The organism is Campylobacter subantarcticus LMG 24377 (genome assembly GCF_000816305.1).
In the GTDB taxonomy this organism is placed as follows: Bacteria; Campylobacterota; Campylobacteria; order Campylobacterales; family Campylobacteraceae; genus Campylobacter_D; species Campylobacter_D subantarcticus.
On the sequence record NZ_CP007773.1, the window covers coordinates 1,637,051 to 1,661,978 of the forward strand.

Genomic DNA, 24,928 nt, shown 5'->3' on the forward strand with positions numbered 1-24,928 from the left:
AATTTTTGAATCAAGCTTGAGTTATAGGTAAATAAAATTAAGTTTTATAATGAAAAAAATATTTTTGCTTTTTAGTCTTTTTTGCTCTTTTATTTTGGCAAATGAAAATTTAAAAGATCTTTTTAAAGATTATAATGAAAGTGGAGTTTTTATAGCTTATGATGGTAAGAATTACTATAGCAATGATTTTAAAAAAGCAAACAAACGCATTTTACCTGCCTCTACTTTTAAAATTTTTAACACCCTAATTGCGCTAAATGAAGGCGTTGTAAAAGATACTAATACAATTTTTTATCATTATAAAGGAGAGGAAGTTTTTCTACCTTCTTGGAAAAATGATGCAAATTTAGCTTTGGCCATGCAAAGATCTCAAGTTCCTGCTTATAAAGAACTAGCTAGAAAAATAGGCTTAGAAAAAATGCAAAAAAACTTAAACAAACTCAATTACGGCAACCAAAAAATAAGCAAAATCGATGAATTCTGGCTTGATAATTCTTTACAAATTAGCCCTAAAGAACAAGCTATTTTACTTTTTAAACTTGCCAATTTAACACTAGATTACCCTAAACATATACAAAAAGAAGTGATTAATATCATCAAGCTAAAAGAAAATGATCATTATGAACTTTTTACAAAAACAGGTTGGGGTCTTAGACAATATGGACAAATCGTAGGTTTTACAAAAAGTAACAAAATTTACGCTTTTGCTTTATATATAGATATAAGTGATTTTAACAAACTTTATCTAAGAGAAAAACTAGCAAAAAAATATATAAATATTATCCTAAATATTAAAAATTGAACCGTGTTTTTCATAATTTGTTATTTTAACAGCCATATTATTTTCATCTACAAAAACAACCTTAGGTTTAAATGTTTTTGCCTCTTCTTCATTAAAATCAGCATAAGCCATAATAATAATTTTATCTCCTGTTGCAACAAGACGCGCTGCGGCACCATTTAAACAAATGACTCCCTCTTCTTGTGTAGCAATGGTATAAGTTTCAAATCTAGCACCATTATTAATATTCACCACTTGTACTTTTTCATATTCTAAAATTCCACTAGCTTGCAATAACTTTTCGTCTATACTTATACTTCCTATGTAATCAAGCTTAGCCTCTGTAACACTTGCGCGATGTATTTTTGATTTAAGTAAAGTAACTTTCATTTTATTCCTTGTAATAAAAAATTATCAATTAATCTTGTTTTTCCAACAAAAATAGCTGCCGCACCTAATACATTATCACCTATTGTATTAACACTTTCCATTGTATCAAAATCAACTAATTCTATATAATCAATTTCAATTAATTTTTCTTGCTTTAAAATATTAGTCATAGCATAAATAATCTTAAAGCTACTTTTTTCACCCTCTTGAATCATTTTCTCAGCACAAAAAATACTTTTTGATAAAGCCAAAGAAGCCTTTCTTTCGTCTTGGTTAAGATATATATTTCTAGAACTTTTAGCCAAACCATCATCTTCTCTTACAATAGGACAAATTTGAACTTTTATATCAAAATTTAAATCTTCAATCATATGCTTTACAACTACGCATTGCTGCGCATCTTTTTGTCCAAGATATACCACATCAGGAGTTAAGATATTAAAAAATTTAGCCAAAACCGTACAAACACCTCTAAAATGGCCTGGCCTTTTAATACCACAAAGTGTATTGCTAAGAGAATTCATATCCACATAAGTACTAAAATAATGCGAATACATTTGACTTGTATCAGGAATAAAAACCATATCAACATTATTTTCTTTACACAATTGAATATCACGCTCTAAATCTCGTGGATATTGAGAATAATCTTCTTTAGGGCCAAATTGCATAGGATTTACAAATATACTTACTATGATTTTATCATGTGATTGAGCATTTTTGATTAAACTCAAGTGCCCATCATGCAAAAAACCCATCGTTGGCACATAAGCTATACTTTGATTATGTGATTTCCAGTTTTTAACAATTTCTCTTGCAGTTTTAATAGTATCAACAATTTCCATACTTACCCTTAATATAATTTATCCAACAATTCTTCATCTAAAAAATCAAAACTATATTCTTGAGAAGGAAAAATACCATTTTTAACTTCATGAATATATCTTTCAACCGCAACTTTTGGATTAAAATCATCAAAATGCTTAACAAATTTAGCTTTAAAATCTTGATTTAACCCTAAAAGATCATGATATACCAAAACCTGCCCATCACAGTATTTTCCTGAACCTATACCAATTGTAGGAATGGATAAAATAGAACTTATTTTTTGTGCCAATTTTAAAGGTATACACTCTAAAACCAACATACTTGCACCAGCATCTTGTATAATTTTTGCATCATCTATAATCTTTTGAGCTGAATGCAAATCTCTTCCTTGCACCTTATATCCACCTAAAGTGTTAATAGATTGCGGTGTCAAACCTAAATGTGCAACTACTGGTATTCCTGCTTGAGAAATTAATTTAATTTTACTAAAAACCTCTTTACCTCCTTCAAGCTTTACCCCATTTGCATGACTTTCTTTGATAAATCTTGATGCGTTTGAAATAGCATCATAATCTGAACTTTGATAAGACATAAAAGGCATATCCGCTAAAATAAAAGCCTTTTTAGCTCCACGAGAAACAGCTTTAGTAAAGATTAACATCTCATCCATAGTAACACTTAAAGTATCCTGCATACCCAACACTACCATAGCCAAAGAATCTCCAACTAAAATAATATCTATATCACATACATCTAAAATTTTTGCACTATGGTAATCATAAGCACTTACCATAGTTATTTTTTCATTTTTGGCTTTTTTTTCTGAAAAACCAAGCATACTTTTTCTCATTTTTCACCTTAAATATTTACCTTATAAAATAAATGTAAAATTAACATATAATTTTACACAAAAGACAAATAGAATGATAATTTAACATGTTTTGAAATTCTTTTTCATAGTTTTTTAAAAAAGCTTTACTTATAAAAAAATTCTTTTCTAATGCATTTACACCACTTAGTTTTAAATGTCTAAAAAGCTCTAAAGTATGATCAAATTTTAACTCTTTTAATTCTTCTTTTACTTTTATAATCTTAAAATTTTTAGAGAGCTTTTGTGCAATTTGTTCTAAACTTAAATACTCTAGCGATAAATTGGTGCTTTGCTTTATTTGAGTGAAATTTTTTTCTCCAAAAGTAGAAAAAAGCAAAATCCCATTTTGATTTAACATACTTGCAAGGTTTTCTAAAAGCTCATCTATCTTTAACCATTGCACACAGGCATTGGAAGCTATAAGATCAAATTTTTTCGCATAAAAATGATGATTTTTAAGTTCATTCATATCAAAAACACCAAATTCATCAAATTTACAAGGATTTTCAAAAGGATATATATCGTTTAAAAAATAATGCTTAAATTTAATACACTCTTGTAAAGTCTTACTAAAATCCCCTACCCCACAGCCAAACTCAAACACCGCTTCAAAATCGCTCAAATCATTCTCAACAAGCATTTTACAAAGCTCTTTAGCCATGTCTTTTTGCACAGGTGTATTTGCGCTATAAGTGTCTTTTGCTCTTATGAAAGTTTGCAAAGTGCTTCCCAAGTGCGGTATTTAAAAAATGCAAAATGTGGTTCATCAACAAACATTGCCTTTTCTTTGAAAAAATGAAAAGCATGCTTTGGCGGAAAGATTTTATCATCTTTACTGATTATGGCTTTATCCCAAGTGAAATTTTCATTTAAGTCTTTAGTGCAAAACTCATATAAACTTAAAAGCTCCGCTTTTAAATACTCATTTTTTTCAAAGTAAAATTCATCACTTAAACTCATTCTTTTTTCAAATAAATTCGCTTTAAAATCTTCCAAGGCAAATCTTTTCATCGTTAGTTTAAAAATGGCTTTTTTGATCCCAAATTCATCATCTATAGGTAAATTGGTGCCATTTATGGCTATTTTTTTATCAAATTTTATATCTTTTAAAAGTTTACTCGCGACGCAAACTCCCATAGAAAAACCAACAAGGGTGATTTTTTCAAATTTATGAAGATCAAATTCCCAATCAAAACTCGTATAATCATACACCATTAAAACATTTACATCGCTTTTTAAATGTGCAAAATGGCTAAAATGCGAGCAAAACCCTGAAAAAAACAAAATCAACTCACGCGAACTTGCATTTTCATGTAAAAAATGAGTTTTCAAAGTACCTCCAAAACCTTTTCTAAATCTTTTTTCACTAGCCCAGCATGCAAAGAAAAGCGAATTCTAGCTGTATTTTTAGCTACGGTTGGCTCTTTAATAGCAGGTGCAAAAATACCATTTTCTAAAAGCTTTTGTGAAATTTCACTAGCTAGTGCATTTTGCCCTAAAATAAAAGATATCACATAAGCCTCGCCTAGAACTGCACCTTTACTTGCTAAAGCATTTTTAAACCAAGTGCTTAACTCTAAAAGTTCTTTTCTTTGAGCGCTAAATTCATGCAAATGCTTAAAAACATGCAAAGTCCAAGCTACATTGATAGGCGCAATAGCAGTTGAGTATATAAAGGCCCTTGCTTTGTTGATAAAAAAATCTTTTTCATCACTTATCATACAAGCTCCCGTAGAAGCTATGGCTTTACCAAAGGTAAAAACTAAAAAATCCACTTCCTTTTCTAAGCCCAAAAATTTCACATAACCCAAACCATCATCACTAAAACACCCTATGCTATGAGCTTCATCAATGTAAATTTTGATATTTTTAAATTCTTTTTTTAAATTTATGAATTCTTTTATAGGTGCAAAATCTCCATCCATACTAAATAACGCTTCACTTACGATGATGATATTTTCAAATTCTTTATGGTGTTTTTGCACTAAGCTTTGCAAATGCTTTATATCATTGTGCTTAAATCTTATAAATTTAGCCCCGCCAAGCCTTAAACCATCGATGATACTTGCATGCACTTGTTTATCTGCTAAAAACAAAGTATTTTTAATGCTTGCTAAAGCTTGCAAACAGCTAACATTTAAGGCATAGCCGTTGTTAAAATGCAAAATTTTTTTGCCTAATTTAGTTTCTAAAAAGCTTTCAAATTCATCAAAAATCGCATAATTTCCACTCAAGCTTCTTGAACTTGAACTAGAAAATTCAAATTCTTTTAAATGTGTTAAAAAATCTTGCTTTAATGCTTTTTCATTGCTTAAATTTAGATAATCATTACTCGCTAAATTTAGCAATTTTTGCCCATTATAAATGACATATTTTCCCTCATGTTTTAATGAGCGTAGAATTCTAAAATTATCTTGTTGTTTTAACTCATCTAAAATTTGTGCAATTTGCATATTTGAACCTAAAATTGTTCTTTAAAATTTGCATAAAGCATACACCCATCTTCATTTTTTAAGTCACAAGCTTTGCCAAAATACTCTAAAGCTTTGGAAATATCTTTTTTAACACCATTTCCAAACCCATACATAAATCCAAGGCGAATACAGCCTAATCCATCATTTAAATCGCAAGCTTTTTGATATAATTTGACTGCTTTAAAATTATCTATTCTTACACCTTTTCCACCTACATACATAGCGCCAAGATTGGTACAGCCTAAGCCGAAATTTAAGTCACATGCCTTTTGATACAATTCTACTGCCTTAAAATTATCCTTTTTTACACCTTGTCCATTTTGATACATAAAACCAAGATTAGAACAACCCGAGCCTTCATTTAAATTACATGATTTTTGATACAATTCTACCGCTTTGAAATTATCTTTTCTAATACTTTCTCCATTTTTATACATAAAACCAAGATTAACACACCCCTTGCCAACATTTAAATCACAGGCTTTTTTATAAAACTCCACTGCTTTAAAATTGTCTTTTTTTAAAAGCATTTCATCATACATAAAACCAAGATTATAACAACCAAAACCATTATTTAAATCACAGGCTTGCTTGTAATACTTCATAGCATTTATATAATCACCACTCTCATAGGCTTTAATTCCTTTTTCGAGTATATCCTCTTGTGAGTATGCAAAATTTGAAAATAAAATCGTTAAGATAATCAAAACTTTTTTCATACTTTACCTCTAAATTTAAGATAAAAGCTAATTATATAAATATTTTCTAAATAATCCTTTTTCATTTTAAAGCATAAATTTGAGTAAAAATTGTAGTATCATTAGTAATAAAAATCAAAGAAGTAAAAATGAATTTAAAAGAACTAGACTTAAAACACATTTGGCACCCTTGCACGCAAATGAGCGATCATGAGTTTTTACCTTTAATACCTATAAAAAAGGCTAAGGGAGTGTATTTGTATGATTTTGATGAAAAATCCTACATAGACTGCATTAGCTCTTGGTGGGTGAATATCTTTGGCCATTGTAATGAACATATCAATGAAAAAATCAAAGATCAACTTCAAAGTTTAGAGCATGTCTTGCTGGCTGGCTTTTCACATGAGCCCATCATAGAGCTTTCACAAAGACTTTGCAAGCTTTTACCTTTTGATAAATGCTTTTTTGCAGACAATGGTAGTTCAGCCATAGAAGTGGCTTTAAAAATGAGTTTTCAATACCACTTAAACAATGGCTCTAAAAAGGATAAATTCTTATCACTTAGCAATTCTTACCATGGAGAAACCTTAGGTGCATTAAGCGTTGGCGATGTAGCGCTTTATAAAAAAACCTATGAGCCTTTACTTTTAAAAAGTATCACAACGCCTGTGCCAACAAGCAAGGATTATACAAAAGAACTTGAAATTTTAGAAAGCATTTTAAAAAATCATCATCATGAAATTTGTGCTTTTATACTTGAACCTTTACTTCAATGTGCGGGCAATATGCATATGTATGAGCTTGGGTATTTAAATGAAGCGATTAAACTTGCTAAAAGTTATGGCGTACAAGTGATATTTGATGAGATAGCCACAGGTTTTGGACGCACAGGGGAAATGTTTGCGCTTGATTATTGCTCACAAAGTATTGATTATATATGTCTTTCTAAAGCTATCACGGGTGGGTATTTACCACTTTCAGTGGTGCTTACTAAAGATGAAATTTATGAGAAATTTTATGATAGTTATGAGAGTCAAAAGGCCTTTTTGCACTCTCACTCTTACACGGGTAATGCCCTAGCTTGTGCGGCGGCTAATGCGACTTTGGATATTTTTGAAAAAGAAAATATCATCACAAAAAATAAAATCAAAAGTGCTTTTATAAAAACTCAATGGGAGAGTTTAAAAGAATTTGACTTTTTAGGAAATTTTAGAAATTTAGGTATGGTAAGTGCATTTGATATACAAAAAAGCAAATACCAAAGAGCAGGACTTGAAGTCTTTCAAAGAGCCTTAGAAAAAGGCTTGCTTTTAAGACCACTTGGAAATACAATCTACTTCATGCCACCATATGTTATCAATGAAGATGAGATTAATTATGTAGTGCAGTCTTTAAGAGAGATTTTCAAGGATTTTTAAAAGCTTTTTGCACACTTTATCATCAAATTCTATGATAGGAATTTTAGCATAGTTGCTTATAAAATCCTTGCTAAAATTATCTTGGCTTTTTAAGATTAAAGCAAGGATTTTAATATCTCTTTGTTTGAGTGCTTCTATGCTTAAAAGCGTGTGATTGATACTTCCTAGATAGTCTTTTGCGACTAAAATCGTAGGATGCTTAAACGCGCTCATATAATCAATCATCGTTTTTTCATCATCAAGAGGCGAAAAAAGCCCACCAGCTAACTCGATGATGAGTTTATCACTTTGTGGAATTTGTATATCAAAGGCTTTGTAGTTTAAATTCTCTAAAATCCTACCTTTATGCGGTGAAGCAGGAGTTTGTAAAAACACACCTTCTTTAAAAATCTTAGTTTTTGGGCTAAATTGAGCTATTGCCTCGCTATCTTTTGGCACACCTGCTTGAATAAGCTTAAAATAATCAAAATCCAATTCCTTACAAAGTCTAGCACTTAGATAAGTTTTGCCAACATTTGTGTCTATACCACTAATGTATATTTTCATTTTAAACTATGAGAGTATTTTTAAACCCACAGTACAAGCAATGATGAGAGCGATCAAAAAAAGCTTTAAAAAGCTTTTGCTTTCTTTGTAAAAAAGCACTCCTATGATGACCCCACCTGCTGTTCCTGCACCTGTCCATATAGAATAAGCCACACTCATAGCAATACTTTGCATACTAAGGCTTAAAAAACCAAATGAAAAACCAAAACACACTATCAAAGCTAAAAGATAAAGCTTGTTTTTAGTGCTTACAAGCTGTTTCATGATAATCACGCCAAAAATTTCAAAAGCAGTCGCTAAGAATAAAAAAAACCATTCCATTACTTAGTTTCCTTGCTGATGATCTTAAGGCCTATAATGCTTAAAAGCAAAATGGCTATTAAAACAAGCTTGGTAATGGAAGTTGGCTCATTAAAAATAAACATTTCATTAAACACCACTCCAACTGAACCAATACCGACAAAAACACTATAAGCAATGCTTACTTCAAGTCTTTCGCAAGCTTTTAGAAAACATATAAAGGATATACATATACCAATAATCGTTAAAATATAATGCCATACCTCGGTTGAGTATTTTAAACCACTTACCCAAAAACACTCAACCAAACCACCTAAAATAACCATAAACCAACCAAAATTAGAACTTATTTTTGTTCTTTCTATCATAAATCTACCTTTTTTTTAAAAGTGCAAATTATAACTAAAATTACAAAACATAAGTTCTTTAGAGTTAAATTTTTTTACTTTCAACCTCTTTGAGTATGGATTGAGAGATGTTTCCAACTGCTTTGGTAGCTTCATTTGTGAAATTTGCAATTTTTACATTTTCTTTTGTAACGCCTTCTAAATTAACAATTGCATCATTAATTTGTGTAATACTTTGAGTTTGTTCTTGCATTGAACTAGATACATCATTCACACTTTGCACCAAAATATTTACATTAGCTTCAATCTCTCCTAAACTTTTTTCAGTTTTTTCAGCTAAATGACGCACCTCATCAGCTACTACCGCAAAACCTCGCCCATGCTCACCCGCACGCGCAGCTTCAATAGCAGCATTTAGGGCAAGTAAATTAGTTTGATCTGCTATATCTTTAATCACATTGACAATTTCTTTGATATTATCTGCTTGTGTTGCAACCTCTTTGGTTTTATCGCCTACATTTTGCATAGAGATGTTGATCTGATCTACCGCATGAATGGATTTTTCAAGCGATTGTGACTGAGAGTACGTCCCATCTACTAATTTTTGCATCGACTCTTCTAGTTTTACACTTTGTAGAGTTAGTTCTTTTGCAAAAGCAGAAGATGAAATAAGCATTTTTTTAATCTCCCCACCTAACACATTAGTAGTAACCTCTACATTACCTTTTGCGTTTTGAACCTGCGTAGAAAAATCCAAAGCTTTATAACTATCAAGCACTCGATCAAGCTCATTGATATTTGATCCTATTTTCTCTTCTAAAACATCAAGCATATCATTTAAAATATTTTTTAACTCTACAAGTTGAGGGTTGATAGGATTTTTATCAATTCTTGCAGATAAATTACCGCGTTCTATTTCTTTTACTTTTTGCACACTTTCAGCAACTGCTTCTTGGTCTTTATGTAAGTTGTTTTGAGTGTTTGTAATGCTTTGACTGATTTCACGCGCTATAACTGAAAATTCATCATTACCTTTGAGACTAATTTCTATTGAATCCATTTTCTTTTTATAGTTTAAACTATCAAAAAAGCTTTTTAATGTATTTTGTATAATGATGATTTTTTTTAAAAAATAATCTATCATACCACCCAAAATAGCAATAATAACAATCACAAATATCACTCCAAAAATAATCTGCGTAACAAGCAATTTATCAAAAACATCATCATAGTCTTTTAAAGAATTTGCAGAACACAACATCATTTCATTGGCTGTATTTAAACACACTGCAACACGTTGATCACCTTTTAAGGTGTATTCGATCAAATCAGTTGGCGTGTTAGGTGTTGCTTTAACTTCTTTTATAAAAAGATTAATTGCATTTGCTATTTCTGTTTCTTTGTTTAAATCAATATCCCCTGAAGAATGAGCGATCAAATTTTCATTATTATTAATCAAAAAAACACTATTGCTTGGAGTTATTTTTAACCCCTCAAAAGCTTTACGCATATCATCAAGAAAAATCTCCCCCGCTAACACTCCTACAAATTTTCCATCTATTTCAAGAGGTGTAGTGATCGAAACAACCATCTTTTTTGTAACCACATCTAAAAAAGGATCAGAGATGTTTGTCATTTTGGTGTCTTTTGTAAGTTTATACCACGCTCTTGTTCTAGCATCAAAACCATCTTTTTCTTGATTTAAAATAAAATGCTTACCTTTAGAATTCATATCTACATCAATCAAGCTTCCATCTTTTTCATAGCCTACATAAATAGCCGTAAAAGAATACAAGGTGAAAACATGCTCCAAAAACCTAGCAAGACCTTCCTCACTAACATCTTCACTAGCAACAATAGCTTTTGCTATTTTATCTATGTTTTCTTTTCTTGAATTAAAATAAAGCTCAATGAAACTTTTACCATTTTTCACACTTTCTTGCTTTCCGTGAGTAATGCTTTGTAAAATATCTCTTTTGGAAGAATGATAATTTATTCCTACAAAAACCCCAAAGCCTATACACAAGATCAAAGCTGTGAGTATAGAAATTCTTCTTGCAATAATCGTTTTAAAAATCAAAAAATACCTCCATATTGTAATAATTTTTAAACATTATAATGTAATTGTTAATAATTTATTGATTTATATTAATAAAATAGAAAAAATATAAATATTTTGTTTTAAATTTTCACATTTTGTTATATAAATTAATTTGTATTTAATTTTATTATTTATAAAATAGATAAAGTAGCTTAAAAAAAAGGAGATAAAAATGGGTTTTTTGGTAAATAGCAAAAAAGCTTTAATAATATTAGCTAGTTTGATATTTCTAACAAGTGATACTTTTGCAAATGACTTTAAACCTATTATAGTAATTCATGGTGGTACAAGTGGCTTAGGACTTACTAAAGAGGAATTTACCAAAAGAGAAAAGGTAATGAAAGAATCTTTAAAAACAGGTCAAAACATACTTGAAAAAGGTGGAAGCTCTGTTGATGCAGTAATAGCTGCCATTAAAGTAATGGAAGATAGTCCTGAATTTAATGCAGGAAAAGGAGCTGTATTTACTTCAGATGGATTTAACGAATTAGATGCTTCTTTAATGGATGGAAAAAGCTTGAATGCAGGCGCAATAGCTATGGCAAGAACTATTAAAAATCCTATAGAAGCAGCAAGGGTTGTAATGGATAAAACCCCTCACACTCTAATAGCAGGAGAAGGAGCTGATAGGCTTGCTAAAAATAGTAGCTTAGAAATAGTTGATCAAAAATATTTTTATACAGATCATAGATACAAGCAATTCCAAGAAGCAAAAAAAAGTAAAGAAGTATTGCTCGATAGTGACAAAGCTAAAGCACACCTTGGCATAAACACCGAACCATATTTAGGCACAGTTGGCGCTATTGCTTTAGATAAAAATGGGAATTTAGCAGCAGGAACGAGCACGGGTGGAACTACAAACAAAATGACAGGTCGCATAGGCGATTCACCTATTATAGGCGCGGGAAATTACGCAAATAATGATTCTGTTGCAGTTTCATGCACAGGAACAGGAGATATTTACATAAGAGCTGTAGCAGCACATGAAGTAGCATCTTTATACAAATACAAAAAACTTCCTATTGAAAAAGCAGCACAAGAAACTATCAAAGAAGTTGCCGCTCTAGGTGGAACAGGTGGTATTATTTCTATAGATAAAAATGGAAATGTAGGATATGCTTGGACTAAAGACAAACTTGGTATGTATCATGGAGAAGCCAGAATTGGCGAAGAACCAAAAGTATTTTGGCCACTTGCAAAATAACTAACGCAATCTAATCTTTTTTGTACCTCTTAATTTAAAAATTTTAGAGGCACTACTTTCAAAAAAAAACTCATCTACTTTTACATCTGCATTGCTGATAGCCCATTGATAATTAAAGCTTTTTCCATGTTCGTTTGCAGAAGTAGAATAAAGCCAATCAAAATTTTTTAAAAAATTTATATGGCTACAATCTTTCACAACGCGTATTGCCTTGGAATTAGGGTATAAAAAAGTAGTTTTTTTGGATTTTCTTACAGTGTTTTTAAAATGACTTGGCACTCTAGTGAGTTTTGTTAACTCACTCAATTTAGCTGTGGTAATCAAACAAGCTTGGTCTAGAGGTCTTTTTTTTAAAGCATTAAGAGCTTTTAAGTCTTTACTTAAAAACCCTGCTGTCGTATCGGTTTGAGCAAGATAAATCATGCTTTTAAGTATTCTTGTAAGCTCTTTACTTCAAGGCATGATTTATTTTGTATAGCTTTAATCGCTTTAGCACCTGCATACGCTGCTCTTAGGTTTGTAAAATATGGGGTTTTAAAACGTAATATATTTGCTCTAATTTTTTTAGTATCACCCTTAAAACTATGCTCATCGCTAGTATTAATAGCAAGTTGAATTTGAGAATTTTTAAACTTATCCTCTACATTTGGGCGTCCTTCAGAAATTTTATGCACAAACTCACACTCTAAACCTGCTTCTTGTAAAATTTTATAAGTACCGCTTGTTGCAATGATTTTAAATCCTAGCTTAATATATTCATTAGCTAAATCTACTGCATATTTTTTATCTTGTTCTCTTAGTGATAAAAATACATTGCCACTTTCTGGTAAGAAATTTGAAGAAGCAAGTTGACTTTTTGCGTAAGAGTTTTCAAAGTCTTTGCTTACTCCCATAACTTCGCCGGTTGAGCGCATTTCAGGCCCAAGCTCAAGGTCACTTCCACTAAGTTTAGCAAAAGGAAATACCACTGATTTTACACTAATGTGTTTTGGTTTTTTAGCTCTTAAAATTCCATTTTTTTCTTCTATCACTTTAAAGGTATCATAAATTTTCAAACTTTCTCTTAAATTTCCTTGCCACATCACGCGTGTTGCAACCTTAGCTAAAGGAATTCCTGTAGCCTTGCTCACAAAAGGCACAGTTCTACTAGCTCTTGGATTGACTTCTATCATATATAGCTTATTATTATGGATGGCAAATTGTATATTTAAAAGTCCTACTACACCTAAATTTAAAGCAATATCTTTTGTTTTTTGCTCAATCATCTCAAGCATAGCTTCATCGATATTTACAGCAGGTAAAGAACAAGCACTATCACCCGAGTGAATTCCCGCTTCTTCAATGTGCTCCATAATACCTGCCACATACACTTCTTTTCCATCGCTTATTGCATCCACATCAAGTTCGGTCGCATTGTCTAAAAACTGATCAATCAAAACCGGAGATTTATCACTCACATCTACTGCTTCTTGCATATATAATCTAAGCTCATTCTCATCATGCACTACACGCATTGCACGACCACCTAAAACATAACTTGGTCTAACAAGCACAGGATAACCTATTTCTTTTGCTTTTAAAATCGCCTCTTCTACGCTTACTGCTGTGCCATTTTTAGGCTGATCTATGCCTAAATCTTCAATAAATTTAGCAAATTTCTTTCTATCTTCGGCTAGATCTATCACTCTTGCACTAGTTCCTATGATCTTTGCTCCAAAAGCACTCAAGCGTTTTGCAAATTTAAGCGGAGTTTGCCCACCAAAATGCACTATCACCCCATCTGGCCTTTCTTTATCAATCACTGCTCTTAAATGCTCAAAATCGATCGGTTCAAAATACAAAATATCACTGGTATCATAATCTGTTGAAACTGTCTCTGGATTACAATTATACATTATCGTTTTTACACCCATATCTTTTAAAGCAAAAGATGCATGCACGCACGCATAATCAAATTCAATACCTTGTCCTATACGATTTGGCCCACCACCTATAATCATTACTTTTTTGTCTTTTTTGTCTTTACCATCTTTAACTTGCGTAGATTCACTTGCATTAATACTTGAGTATAAATACGGAGTTAGTGCTTCAAATTCTCCTGCACATGTATCTACTTCGCTATATTGAGCGATGATTTTATGCTTAATTCTTGCATAATAAATATCATTTTGGCTTAACTCAAGATTATCTTTTTGATTTATCAAGCTAGCGATTTTTTTATCTGAAAAACCTAAGGTTTTGGCTTTTCTTAATAGTTGCTTATTGCTTAAAATATCCATATCTATTTGGTTTTCAAATTCCACTATTTCTTTGATTTGATTTAAAAACCAAGGATCTATTTTACAAAGCTCATAAAGCTCTTGAGTGCTAAAACCTTCTCTGAATGCTTGTGCTATATAAAGCAAGCGTTTTTCGTTCGCATGGCGAATTTTTACCAAAAGTTCGTTTTTGTCACACTCTATCACATCAAAACCACTTAAATTTCTCTCAAGCGAGCAAAGTGCTTTTTGAATACTTTCTTTAAAGGTTCTTCCTATAGCCATGACCTCGCCTACGCTCTTCATCGCAGTGCCAAGCTCGGTGCTTGCGTTTGGAAATTTTTCAAAAGTAAAACGAGGAATTTTAGTTACAATATAATCAATCACCGGCTCAAAAGAAGCAGGAGTGCCTGTGATGTCGTTTTTAATTTCATCTAAACTAAATCCAACCGCTAAAAGTGTAGCAACTTTAGCGATAGGGTATCCTGTTGCTTTACTAGCTAAAGCTGAAGATCTTGAAACACGAGGATTCATTTCAATAACTATCATTCTTCCATTGACCGGATTGATAGCAAATTGGACATTTGATCCGCCTGTATCCACTCCGATTTCTCTTAAAATCGCAAAAGAAGCATTACGCATTGCTTGATATTCTTTATCAGTAAGTGTTAATGCTGGAGCTATGGTGATAGAATCTCCCGTATGAACCCCCATAGGATCAACATTTTCAATAGAACAAACGATAATACAATTATCGTTTTTATCTCTAATAACCTCCATTTCATATTCTTTCCAACCAAGCAAACTTTCTTCGATCAAAATTTCATGAATTGGACTAAGTGCTAAAGCAGTATTTGCTAGTTCTCTAAACTCATCCATATTATACACCACACCGCTTCCTACGCCACCTAAAGTAAAAGAAGCTCTTATCATTAAAGGAAAACCGATTTCTTCTACCGCTTTTAAAGCCTCATCATAATTGTATGCATACATAGATTTTGGCAAATCCATGCCGATTTTTTTCATACTTTCTTTAAAAATCTGTCTATCTTCACCTTTTTTTATCGCTTCAGGATTTGCACCTAAAAATTTAACCTCTCCAAGCTCACCACTTTCATAAACTTCCATAGCTACATTTAACGCCACTTGTCCACCCATAGTAGGTAAGATCGCATCGATTTTTTCTTTTTTGATTATGCTTAAAATACTTTCTTTGGTAATTGGCTCTATATAAGTTGCATCAGCAAATTCTGGATCTGTCATAATGGTAGCTGGATTAGAATTGATTAAAACCACTCTATAACCCAACTCTTTTAAGGTTTTTGCTGCTTGAGTTCCCGAGTAATCAAACTCACAAGCTTGACCTATAATGATAGGCCCACTGCCTATTAATAGTATATTTTTGATATCTGTTCTTTTTGGCATATGATTTCCTAAGCTAAATTTTTAGTCAAATTATAACAAATATAAGTTTTTTAGAAGTTGAAATTATACAAATAAGTAAACATTAGTTTTCTACCATATAAAAATAACTTGGCACTATCATTTTTACATATGGCTTAACATAAGCATTTTGGTAAGCACCCTCTTCCTCTACTTTATAAATTTCCCCCACGGGTATTCCTGAAAAGAAAATCTCATCTAAACCACTTGTATAGACTTTATCTCCGATTTTAAGCTCAAGCCATTTAGGGATATACTTAACCAAAACATAATCATTTCTACCATGAGCTATACCTGGTGCTTGATCCTTGCCTATATATACAGAAAAAATACACTCCTCATCACCTTGCAAAAGCCCCAAAGCTCTGCCATTTTTTTCTATAACTATGCCCGCTGTATAGCCATTATAAATCAAACCTTTGATCTTTCCCTTATAGTCAATATCAAGCCAAACCTTATGATAATCACTAATTTGCGCATAAGAAGTTGCTTTAACTAGGCTCACATTAGGATAATAAAAACTTGAGTTTCTATCACTTAAAATATTATTTAATTCATTGGCAAAATTTTTCATATAAATGTTGTTTTTTTCAAGCTCAGCGTTTCTTTCTCTTAAATTTCTAATTTCTTGAGCTTGGTTGAAATGTTCATTGAATTTATTTTTTAGAAGTTCAAGACTTTGAGAGAATTGATTAACAATAGCAATATTTAAATCTAAAACATTTCGCTTTATTATATCACCATAATAAAACGAAATAAATACTAAAAAAGATAAGATTAAAATGCTAAGAATTTTACTCTTCATTCGTTAGTTGATGTAATAATGAAATTTCTTCTAAAGCCTTACCTGTTCCTTTTGCAACTGCTAAAAGTGGTTCATCAGCTACATAAACTGGAAGTTTTACAATTTCAGATAAATACTTATCAAGCCCGCGTATTAAAGCTCCACCTCCTGTTAAAACAACACCATTTTCAACAATATCCGCCGCAAGATCAGGTGGCATCATTTCAAGAACAATTTTTAACGCATCAGCAATTTCTTTTAAGTGCTCACGCATTGCCTCTCTTACATCTTCACTTGTTAACTCGATCCTATTTAATAAACCTGTTACTTGATCACGTCCTTTAACTACCATAGAAAGTTCTTTTGGAAGTTGCACTGCTGAACCTATAGCGATTTTAATCTCTTCGCCTGTTCTTTCACCTATAACAAGGTTATATTTTTCTTTTACATAATTTACTATACTAGTATCAAGTTTATCTCCTGCTGTGCGGATTGATTTTGATATTACAAGTCCACCCAAAGAAGTTACTCCAATTTCTGTTGTACCCCCACCAATATCAACCACCAAGCTTCCTTGAGGCTCTCTAACTGGTAAATTTGCACCAATAGCTGCAGCCATAGGTTCTTCGATCAAAAACACCTCTCTAGCGCCCGCACTTAAAGCACTTTCTCTTACAGCTTTTCTCTCAACCTGAGTTAGACCATAAGGCACTGAAATGATAATTCTAGGTCTTAAAAAAGATTTTCTTCTATGAGTTTTTTCTATGAAATAACGGATCATTTTTTCAGTCATATCAAAATCAGCAATCACACCATCTTTCATAGGACGGATCGCTTCGATATTACCTGGTGTTTTACCCACCATTTCTTTAGCTTCTTTTCCCACTGCTAAAATTTTCACTCTACCATATCTTTCACGCTCTACTGCAACCACCGATGGCTCATCAATAACTATACCTTTGTCTTTTACCAAAACCAAAGTATTTGCAGTACCTAAGTCAATACCCATATCACTTGAAAAAAATCCAATTATTTGATCTAAAATCATTCTCAGCCTTTAATTTTTTTATTTTTTATAAATAAAGGTTTAGCACCCTCTTTGATCACTTCTTTTGTAATGACTATGCTATATCCATGATATTCTGGCAAGTCAAACATCAAATCCACCATCATTTCTTCAATAATACTTCTTAAGCCTCTAGCACCTGTTTTACGCTCTAGCGATAGCTTAGCAATTTCTCTTAAAGCATCATCTTCAAATTTTAATTCCACATTATCAATAGCAAAAAGCTTTTGATACTGTTTAATAATGGCATTTTTTGGCTCTGTTAAAATACGCACCATACTCTCTTCATCAAGCTCTTCCAAAGAAGCTAATACATGCAATCTTCCTATAAGTTCAGGAATAAGTCCAAAATGCACCAAATCATCAGGTTCTAGTCTTTGCAGTAAGGCTTCTTTTGTATCTTTTTTATCATCAGTAAAAAAGCCCATGACATTATCACCTAGTTTTCTTTTAATGATATCACCAATACCATCAAAAGCACCCCCGCAAACAAATAAAATATTGGTCGTATCAATTTGTATAAAATCTTGATTAGGATGTTTTCTACCACCCTTTGGCGGGATATTCACCAAAGAACCTTCAATAATTTTAAGTAAAGCTTGTTGCACACCTTCTCCGCTTACATCTCTTGTAATAGAGCGGTTTTCTCCCATTCTTGCAATTTTATCAATTTCATCAATAAATATAATTCCTTTTTGAGCTCTTTGCACATCACCATCTGCAGCCTGCAAAAGACGTGTTAAGATATTTTCAACATCTTCCCCTACATAACCTGCTTCTGTTAAAGAAGTTGCATCACAAATTGCAATAGGCACATCTAAAAATCTTGCCAAAGTTTGCGCTAGTAAAGTTTTTCCACTTCCAGTTGGACCCACTAGCAAGATATTAGATTTGGCTAATTCTGTATCATCATCTTCCAAATCTGATTTAAAAAGTCTTTTATAGTGATTGTACACCCCTACACTAAAGATTTTTTTAGCCCTATCTTGTCCGATAACATATTTATCTAAATACGCTTTCAATTCCTTAGGGGTTATATCTTTAAAATTCTCTTTGTCTACCTCTTTGTTTTTTAGTTCTTTTTCTTCTCCAAAGAAAATATTACAAGCACTTTCAGCACAGTACTCACAAATGAAAGCATTATTATAGTCATTGACTAAGATTCTTCTTTCACTTGTTTCTATTTCGTTGCAAAAACTACATCTTTTAACCATGGTTTTTTTCCTTATATATAGGAATTCCTCTTTTTGTTTCTAAAATAAAATTACACATTTTTTTAACATTTTCACTCGAGGTATTTTCCAATAAATTCAAAGCATTGTCTTTTAAATTTCCTTGTCTGAATAAAAATTTAAAAGCTCTGCTTAATACATCCACTTCATCTTTATCAAAACGTCTTCTTATACCTACTAAATTCAAGCTTCTAATACTTGCACGGTTGCCCTCAGCTAGACAAAATGGCACCACATCTTGAGAAAGCGCACTAGCGCCTGCTATCATACAACCCTCGCCCACTTTAACAAACTGATGAATAGGGGTAAGTCCACCCACTACAGTATAATCACCAAGTTCTACATGTCCTGCTAAAGTGGCATTATTTGCTAAAATAATATGATCTCCCAAAATACAATCATGTGCAATATGCGAATAAGCCATGATAAAAGCATTATCACCTATTCTTGTAAAACCATCGCCTTTAGCTGTACCCGAATTAATAGTCACAAACTCTCTAATAACCGCATTTTTTCCTATAATAACACCTGAATTAATTTCATCTTTATAGGAAATATCTTGCGGAATATCTCCCACTATAGCATAAGAAAAAACTTTTGAATTCTCACCTATAGTCACATTAGGCAAAATTCTCGCACCTTGCTTAATGACACTATTTGCACCTATATTGGCATTTTTTCCAACATAAGCATAGGCTTCTACCACCACATCATCTGCTATAATAGCCCCATCTTCTATAACTGCACTTGGATGTATTTTGCTCATTATTTATCTACTATCATGGCTTTAAGTTCAGCTTCTGCAACTAATTGTCCATCTACAAAAGCTTTTCCTTGAAAAATCCACATATTTCCACGATTTTTAACAACACTCATTTCATAATCAAGTCTATCACCAGGACGCACAGGATTTCTGAATTTAGCATTATCAATTCCTGTAAAATAAACCACTTTTTCGCTTGGATCCACTTTATCGTCCATACTTTCAAAAGCCAACACCCCACCAGTTTGCGCCATACCTTCTAAAATCAGTACTCCTGGATAAATTGGATGGCCTGGAAAATGTCCCATAAAAACATGATCACTGATACTAATATTTTTATAACCTCTAACAACTTCTTTATTTTTTAATTCCACGATTTTATCAACAAGTAAAAATGGATACCTATGTGGTAAAATTTTTTGAATTTGCATTACATCTATCATAAATTTAGCCTTAAAATATATTCAAAATTCAGATTTTACAAAAAAAATATTAATAAACTAATTAAGTTTTATAACTTCACTATCTTTTCTCTACTGTCAAAATAAATTTCACTTTTAGCTATAAATTCATATGACCCTTTGTTGATTTTTTCCACAATCACAAGCGGAGAAAGATCATAAGCTCCAAAGTGCTTTTGTCTTATTTTAATTTCTTGTTCCACTTTTAAGGGGTTTTGCAAAAAGTCTTCAAAATCCCTAAAACGCATTTTACACAAACTATTTAGGTAATCAAAACTCCATAGATTAATCTCATCTTTTACACTTTTATAATGCTTCAATCCTTCTTCTAAAATACTGAATTTAGTATATGAATTTTTAAAGTGTGAATAAAATAAAACATGGGCTTTTATAGCTTGTTTGTTTTGTCTTATCAAAGCTCTTAACAAACGATAATTTAAAAATTTCTCTCTTTGGATTGCAAACTGAATGCCTTTTTTTTCTAAATTTTTAACTTGATTGTATAATTTGATTTTTTCTTCTATACTTGAGGGCAATACTTGTTTGTTAATAGGACTCATAAGCTCATCGATAAAAGCTTTTTGACTTTTTTGCTTCGCAAGCGCATAAATACAACCACAATAATTTTGATGATAAAGCATATCTTGCTTAGCTAAGGCAAATTGTCTTTGCGTACCTCCATTTTTTCTAAAATCAGGGGCTAAAAACTCTATACCAAATTTATCACATTCTTTTTGTAGTGCTAGCTTTAATTGCTCCAAATCTTTTTTTGGAGAAGTTAAAAGGGTTGTAGTAAGCTTTTTTTCTCCTATTTTTTGAGCAAATTCAACGCTTTTTTGCATTCTAAAATCAAAACAAATTTGACATCTAGCGCCTTTTTCAGGCTCATCTTCATAACCTTTTACACTCTCAAGCCATTTTTCATATTCATACTCGCCTTTATATAGCTTAATACCTAATTTACCACAACTACGCTTAACATCTAAAAATCTAAGTTCATGCTCGCTATAAGGATGAATATTTGGATCATAAAAATATCCGATGATCTTCTCATCAGGATAAGCTTTGCTTAATTCTTGTATAAAATAATGACTATCAACACTACAACAAATATGAACTAGCATAATTCTTGCAACACCTTAAAAGCATGATCTTTAGCTCTTACATTTTTATATATTTTTGCAATATTTCCATCTACATCGATCACAAAAGTAGATCTTATAAGTCCTTCGTATTCTTTGCCATAATTTTTCTTTAAACCCCACGCTCCATAAAGTTTGCAGATTTCTTTTTCGCTATCGCTTAATAAAATATGCTTTAAATCATATTTTTTTATAAAATTTTCATGCGACTTCACACTATCAGGACTAACACCTATAATCACAGCATTTTGTTCCAAAAAAACTTCATAATGTTGACTAAACTCGCAAGCTTGTGTAGTGCAACCTGGGGTGTTATCTTTTGGATAAAAATACAAAACAACCTTTTTTCCTAAAAAATCACTTAATGAAATTTTCACACCATCTTGATTTAAAAGCTCAAAAACCGGTGCCTTATCTCCTACTTGCAACTCTTTCATTTGTTACCTTTTGATCTTAATTTTTCTACACTTTCTCCTCCAAAAGCAATATCATAAGGCTCAATGCTTTCAAGCATAATCACTATATTTTGTTTTGGCTTATTGTATTTTGTATGCAAAAGCTCTGTGATATCTGCTATTAATTCTTCCTTTTGCTCTTTACTAAATTCTGGCTTAGCTAGCTTGATATTAATAATTGGCATACTTTTTCCTTTTTTTATAAAATAAAGAATTTTACTATATTCTAGCAATTATTAGTATATTTTTGATAAAATTGATTTTATTTTCAAGAAGGACCAACTTATGATTAGGGCAAAAAAAATTTGGATGGATGGAAAAATCATTGATTTTGAAGATGCAAAAATTCATGTTTTAACACATTCATTACATTATGGAAACGCGGTTTTTGAAGGAACAAGAGCTTACAAAACGCAAAATGGATTGGCAATTTTTAAACTAAAAGAACATACCAAAAGACTTTTAGAATCCGCAAAAATCACTTTAATCAACTCCCCTTATTCGCAAGAAGAACTTGAAAATGCTCAAATTGAACTTTTAAAAGCAAATAACTTTCAAAGCAATGTTTATTTGCGTCCTTTGATTTTTTTGGGAGATGGCACCATGGGAGTCTACCATGCCAATGCACCTGTTAGGGTAGCTATTGCTGCATGGGAATGGGGTGCATATTTGGGCGAGGAAGGTTTAGAGAAAGGTATTAAAGTAAAAATTTCATCTTTTGCAAGAAATAGTGTAAAATCTAGCCTAGGTAAAGCAAAAGCGAGCGCAAATTACCTGAATTCTCAAATGGCTAAATTTGAAGCTATTGAAGCAGGATATGAAGAAGCTTTAATGCTAGATGAGGAAGGTTTTATAGCAGAAGGAACAGGTGAGTGTTTCTTTATGATAAAAGATAAAAAACTAATCACTCCTCCAAATGATTTTTCTTTAAAAAGCATTACGCAAGATACGGTTTTAAAAATTGCGCATGATTTAGGCATAAGCATAGTACGTCAAAGAATTTCAAGAGATGAAGTTTATGTTGCTGATGAAGCATTTTTTACAGGAACTGCAGCAGAAATTACTCCAATTAACAATATAGACGCAAGAATTATAGGAAATGGAAAAAGAGGTGAGCTAACGACAAAGCTTCAAAATGCGTATTTTGATGTAGTTTATGGACGCAATGAAAAATACGCTTCAATGCTAACTTACATTTAATAAAGGAACTTAATGCCAGCTGATTTGAATGATTATTTTAACAAAAAAAACAATCAAAACAACAATAAGCAAAACTTGAATTTCAAGACGCCTGAATTTAACTTTAAAGGTTTTGGAAAATTTTCTCCACTTATTTATAGCACAATTGCTATAATTTTAATTTTTGCGCTTTTTAAGCCTTTTGCCATTGTTAATTCAGGTGAAATGGGGATCAAATCTACCACCGGTAAATACAATCCTACTCCTTTAGAACCAGGACTTCACTTTTTTATGCCTGTGTTGCAAAAAATTACTATCGTAGACACTAGAGTTCGACAAATCAATTACGCTTCAATCGAAGGTGTAAATGAAAATTTACATATAGGCTCAGGCGTGGTTAATAAAAACAGTATTTCTGTGCTTGATTCAAGAGGTTTGCCTGTATCTATCGATGTAACTGTACAATATAGACTAAACCCTTTACAAGTTCCTCAAACTATCGCAACTTGGGGATTAAACTGGGAAAACAAAATCATTGATCCGGTAGTTAGAGATGTAGTAAGAAATGTTGTAGGACAATACACCGCTGAAGAACTACCAACCAATCGTAACACCATAGCAGTACAAATTGATCAAGGTATTAGAAAAACTATAGAAAGCCAACCAAATGAACCAGCAGAACTCCAAGCAGTACAACTTAGAGAGATTATTTTACCTATCAAAGTAAAAGAACAAATTGAAAGAGTTCAGATTGCTAAACAAGAGGCTGAAAGAACTAAATACGAAGTTGAAAGAGCCAATCAAGAAGCACTCAAAAAAGCTGCTTTAGCTGAAGGGGAAGCAAATGCTACTATTATTAGTGCTAAAGGTAGAGCAAGTGCTGTAAAAATAGAAGCTGACGCACAAGCATATTCTAATAGAGAAATTGCAAAAAGCTTAAATGCTCCTTTGCTTAGCTTAAAACAAATCGAAACTCAAAAACAATTCAACGAAGCACTTAAAGTTAACCAAGATGCTAAGATCTTCTTAACACCTGGTGGAGCGGTGCCAAATATTTGGGTTGATAGCAAAGATAGCAAAAAAACAAGCTCAATAGCAAACTAAAACTAAAGAAGTGATAATGAATGCTCAACACATTCGAGAACAAATGATTTTTTATACCACTCATTTGCACTTGATTGATTTTTTACTAATGGCTTTGGTTATATTTTTTTTCATTATCACTTTATTTATTGCTTTAATCATTAGAAATAAGCCTGTTTTTGCTTTTATAGTTATTTTTTTAGGAATTTTATGTTCAGCAAGCATCGCTTATTTAGGATATTTTTTAATTGATACTAAAGTTAGATCAAGAATAGCCAGCTTAGATAATGCTCAATTTTTTGTATATGATAACTCACTTAGCATTGATTATAGCTTGACAAATACTTCTAAAAAAAGTTTTAGATACTGTAAATTAAAAGTAGAAGTCTTTAAAAAAAGTGATGGCAATAGCACTTTTAAAAATTTAATACATACTATAAAACCCCTAAGAAGTAGATCGACTATGATAGAAAAAATAATAAATCCTCAACAAACTATTAATTTAAAAACTAAATTTTCCGATTTTAAAGAAGGTCAAAATTTTGATATTGAAATTAGCTCAAAGTGTTTTTAATGGGATATTTTACTATTTTTCATATTCTGATTATTGTCATTATGTTAGTTTCCACTGCTTTATTTTGGATCTTACTCTACATTAAAGTGCAAAATAAAAAACATATGATTGTTTTTTGTGTAATTAGTTTTATCTTGGCTTTGATTTTAACAATTTCTTTATCATTAACTATAGATCAATACACCAAAAAAGCAAGTTTAAGTAATTTTTCAACCTACAGACGCTTAGCATCTGAAAGTATTATTGTCAAAGGTAGAATAACTAACGATACTAATTTTAAAATTTCTGAATGCTTTTTAGAGCTTAGGATAATTGATGATAATAAAAAACATGAAGTAAGCGGTGAAATTTTTAATCAACAAAATTTTGATAGCATAAAAAGAGCAAATCAAAAACAAAGAGATGCTTCATATAATATAAATATTGCAAAAAACTTACTAGGGCATACTTATAAAGACTTTTCATTTGAAGTGGCATTGCCACCCCAATTTCAAAGCTATAAAGTATTTAAACAGTTAAAATGTCGATAA

General features: G+C 31.6%; 27 protein-coding genes and 2 pseudogenes. 7 read left to right on the forward strand and 22 right to left on the reverse strand.

Going from position 1 to position 24,928, the window contains the following annotated elements; all coding sequences use genetic code 11:
* The first annotated feature begins 49 nt into the window (after positions 1-49).
* Positions 50-802, forward strand: a complete 753-nt coding sequence (blaOXA, locus tag CSUB8523_RS08360) for an OXA-493 family class D beta-lactamase (RefSeq protein ID WP_043020202.1) — start codon at positions 50-52, stop codon at positions 800-802.
* Here the strand turns inward: blaOXA and panD are convergent.
* Genes panD through CSUB8523_RS08395 form a run of 7 tightly spaced genes read right to left on the reverse strand, consistent with a single transcriptional unit; the run spans position 785 to position 6,063 of the window.
* Positions 785-1,171, reverse strand: coding sequence for an aspartate 1-decarboxylase (gene panD / locus CSUB8523_RS08365; protein ID WP_039664550.1), 387 nt, complete (start codon positions 1,169-1,171; stop codon positions 785-787). The genes blaOXA and panD overlap by 18 nt on opposite strands.
* The gene (gene panC, locus CSUB8523_RS08370) at positions 1,168-2,016 is read right to left on the reverse strand and encodes a pantoate--beta-alanine ligase (RefSeq protein WP_039664551.1); all 849 of its coding nucleotides are present in this window, start codon (positions 2,014-2,016) and stop codon (positions 1,168-1,170) included. Before panC ends, panD begins: the two co-directional genes overlap by 4 nt.
* 8 nt (positions 2,017-2,024) lie before the next feature.
* Positions 2,025-2,849, reverse strand: coding sequence for a 3-methyl-2-oxobutanoate hydroxymethyltransferase (gene panB / locus CSUB8523_RS08375; protein ID WP_043020203.1), 825 nt, complete (start codon positions 2,847-2,849; stop codon positions 2,025-2,027).
* Positions 2,850-2,889: 40 nt separating this feature from the next.
* Entirely contained in the window at positions 2,890-3,591 is a 702-nt protein-coding gene (locus CSUB8523_RS08380; RefSeq protein WP_052243013.1) for a biotin synthesis protein BioC, read from the reverse strand.
* Positions 3,576-4,202: a pimeloyl-ACP methyl esterase BioG family protein gene (locus CSUB8523_RS08385; protein WP_043020204.1), complete on the reverse strand. Its 627-nt coding sequence runs from the start codon at positions 4,200-4,202 to the stop codon at positions 3,576-3,578. The genes CSUB8523_RS08380 and CSUB8523_RS08385 overlap by 16 nt, the downstream gene beginning before the upstream one ends.
* Positions 4,199-5,323, reverse strand: a complete 1,125-nt coding sequence (locus tag CSUB8523_RS08390; RefSeq protein WP_043020205.1) for an aminotransferase class I/II-fold pyridoxal phosphate-dependent enzyme — start codon at positions 5,321-5,323, stop codon at positions 4,199-4,201. Before CSUB8523_RS08390 ends, CSUB8523_RS08385 begins: the two co-directional genes overlap by 4 nt.
* 8 nt (positions 5,324-5,331) lie before the next feature.
* Positions 5,332-6,063, reverse strand: coding sequence for a TPR repeat protein, Sel1 subfamily (locus CSUB8523_RS08395; RefSeq protein ID WP_043020206.1), 732 nt, complete (start codon positions 6,061-6,063; stop codon positions 5,332-5,334).
* A gap of 128 nt (positions 6,064-6,191) precedes the next feature.
* On the opposite strand from CSUB8523_RS08395, the gene CSUB8523_RS08400 reads away from it, so the two are divergent.
* Positions 6,192-7,460 (forward strand): adenosylmethionine--8-amino-7-oxononanoate transaminase, encoded by a 1,269-nt coding sequence (locus CSUB8523_RS08400; protein ID WP_043020207.1) that lies wholly within the window; start codon positions 6,192-6,194, stop codon positions 7,458-7,460.
* Here CSUB8523_RS08400 and bioD read toward each other — a convergent pair.
* The 5 genes and pseudogenes from bioD to CSUB8523_RS10735 form a co-directional block, all read right to left on the reverse strand.
* Positions 7,434-8,006, reverse strand: coding sequence for a dethiobiotin synthase (bioD, locus tag CSUB8523_RS08405; protein WP_039664558.1), 573 nt, complete (start codon positions 8,004-8,006; stop codon positions 7,434-7,436). The genes CSUB8523_RS08400 and bioD overlap by 27 nt on opposite strands.
* 6 nt (positions 8,007-8,012) lie before the next feature.
* Positions 8,013-8,327, reverse strand: coding sequence for a DMT family transporter (locus CSUB8523_RS08410; protein WP_039619256.1), 315 nt, complete (start codon positions 8,325-8,327; stop codon positions 8,013-8,015).
* Positions 8,327-8,674, reverse strand: coding sequence for a DMT family transporter (locus CSUB8523_RS08415; RefSeq protein WP_039664559.1), 348 nt, complete (start codon positions 8,672-8,674; stop codon positions 8,327-8,329). The genes CSUB8523_RS08410 and CSUB8523_RS08415 overlap by 1 nt, the downstream gene beginning before the upstream one ends.
* A 64-nt stretch (positions 8,675-8,738) precedes the next feature.
* Positions 8,739-9,140 (reverse strand): annotated as a pseudogene (locus CSUB8523_RS10730) (methyl-accepting chemotaxis protein); the annotation flags it as partial.
* 816 nt (positions 9,141-9,956) lie between these two features.
* Positions 9,957-10,586, reverse strand: a pseudogene (locus CSUB8523_RS10735) (cache domain-containing protein); the annotation flags it as partial.
* Positions 10,587-10,926: 340 nt separating this feature from the next.
* Here CSUB8523_RS10735 and CSUB8523_RS08425 point away from each other — a divergent pair.
* The gene (locus tag CSUB8523_RS08425; RefSeq protein ID WP_039664561.1) at positions 10,927-11,958 is read left to right on the forward strand and encodes an isoaspartyl peptidase/L-asparaginase family protein; all 1,032 of its coding nucleotides are present in this window, start codon (positions 10,927-10,929) and stop codon (positions 11,956-11,958) included.
* Here the strand turns inward: CSUB8523_RS08425 and CSUB8523_RS08430 are convergent, their stop codons facing one another.
* From CSUB8523_RS08430 to CSUB8523_RS08475, 10 genes are all read right to left on the reverse strand, one after another.
* Complete coding sequence (locus tag CSUB8523_RS08430; protein WP_043020209.1) at positions 11,959-12,381, reverse strand: hypothetical protein; 423 nt, start codon at positions 12,379-12,381, stop codon at positions 11,959-11,961.
* Positions 12,378-15,641, reverse strand: a complete 3,264-nt coding sequence (carB, locus tag CSUB8523_RS08435) for a carbamoyl-phosphate synthase large subunit (RefSeq protein ID WP_043020210.1) — start codon at positions 15,639-15,641, stop codon at positions 12,378-12,380. Before carB ends, CSUB8523_RS08430 begins: the two co-directional genes overlap by 4 nt.
* A gap of 82 nt (positions 15,642-15,723) precedes the next feature.
* On the reverse strand, positions 15,724-16,464 hold the full coding sequence (mreC, locus tag CSUB8523_RS08440; RefSeq protein ID WP_039664564.1) for a rod shape-determining protein MreC: 741 nt from the start codon (positions 16,462-16,464) through the stop codon (positions 15,724-15,726).
* Entirely contained in the window at positions 16,454-17,491 is a 1,038-nt protein-coding gene (locus CSUB8523_RS08445) for a rod shape-determining protein (protein WP_039664565.1), read from the reverse strand. Before CSUB8523_RS08445 ends, mreC begins: the two co-directional genes overlap by 11 nt.
* 2 nt (positions 17,492-17,493) lie before the next feature.
* Positions 17,494-18,723 carry an ATP-dependent Clp protease ATP-binding subunit ClpX gene (gene clpX, locus CSUB8523_RS08450; RefSeq protein ID WP_039664566.1) on the reverse strand — a complete coding sequence of 410 codons (1,230 nt, stop codon included), beginning with the start codon at positions 18,721-18,723 and terminating at the stop codon, positions 17,494-17,496.
* Positions 18,716-19,507 carry an acyl-ACP--UDP-N-acetylglucosamine O-acyltransferase gene (gene lpxA / locus CSUB8523_RS08455; RefSeq protein WP_043020211.1) on the reverse strand — a complete coding sequence of 264 codons (792 nt, stop codon included), beginning with the start codon at positions 19,505-19,507 and terminating at the stop codon, positions 18,716-18,718. Before lpxA ends, clpX begins: the two co-directional genes overlap by 8 nt.
* Entirely contained in the window at positions 19,507-19,947 is a 441-nt protein-coding gene (fabZ, locus tag CSUB8523_RS08460) for a 3-hydroxyacyl-ACP dehydratase FabZ (protein ID WP_039664568.1), read from the reverse strand. The genes lpxA and fabZ overlap by 1 nt, the downstream gene beginning before the upstream one ends.
* 68 nt (positions 19,948-20,015) lie before the next feature.
* Positions 20,016-21,089, reverse strand: a complete 1,074-nt coding sequence (locus CSUB8523_RS08465) for an epoxyqueuosine reductase QueH (RefSeq protein WP_043020212.1) — start codon at positions 21,087-21,089, stop codon at positions 20,016-20,018.
* Positions 21,083-21,544 carry a thioredoxin-dependent thiol peroxidase gene (gene bcp / locus CSUB8523_RS08470; protein WP_043020213.1) on the reverse strand — a complete coding sequence of 154 codons (462 nt, stop codon included), beginning with the start codon at positions 21,542-21,544 and terminating at the stop codon, positions 21,083-21,085. The genes CSUB8523_RS08465 and bcp overlap by 7 nt, the downstream gene beginning before the upstream one ends.
* A complete protein-coding gene (locus CSUB8523_RS08475; RefSeq protein ID WP_043020214.1) occupies positions 21,541-21,747 on the reverse strand; it encodes a tautomerase family protein in 207 nt (68 codons plus the stop codon). The genes bcp and CSUB8523_RS08475 overlap by 4 nt, the downstream gene beginning before the upstream one ends.
* 100 nt (positions 21,748-21,847) lie before the next feature.
* Between CSUB8523_RS08475 and ilvE the strand changes: the two genes are divergently transcribed.
* From ilvE to CSUB8523_RS08495, 4 genes are read left to right on the forward strand one after another with little or no spacing between them, the layout of a single operon-like run.
* A complete protein-coding gene (gene ilvE, locus CSUB8523_RS08480; RefSeq protein ID WP_043020215.1) occupies positions 21,848-22,762 on the forward strand; it encodes a branched-chain-amino-acid transaminase in 915 nt (304 codons plus the stop codon).
* Positions 22,763-22,774: 12 nt separating this feature from the next.
* Entirely contained in the window at positions 22,775-23,845 is a 1,071-nt protein-coding gene (locus CSUB8523_RS08485) for a prohibitin family protein (protein ID WP_039664573.1), read from the forward strand.
* Between the two features lie 16 nt (positions 23,846-23,861).
* Entirely contained in the window at positions 23,862-24,398 is a 537-nt protein-coding gene (locus CSUB8523_RS08490; RefSeq protein ID WP_039664574.1) for a DUF2393 domain-containing membrane protein, read from the forward strand.
* Positions 24,398-24,928: a DUF2393 domain-containing membrane protein gene (locus tag CSUB8523_RS08495; RefSeq protein ID WP_043020216.1), complete on the forward strand. Its 531-nt coding sequence runs from the start codon at positions 24,398-24,400 to the stop codon at positions 24,926-24,928. Before CSUB8523_RS08490 ends, CSUB8523_RS08495 begins: the two co-directional genes overlap by 1 nt.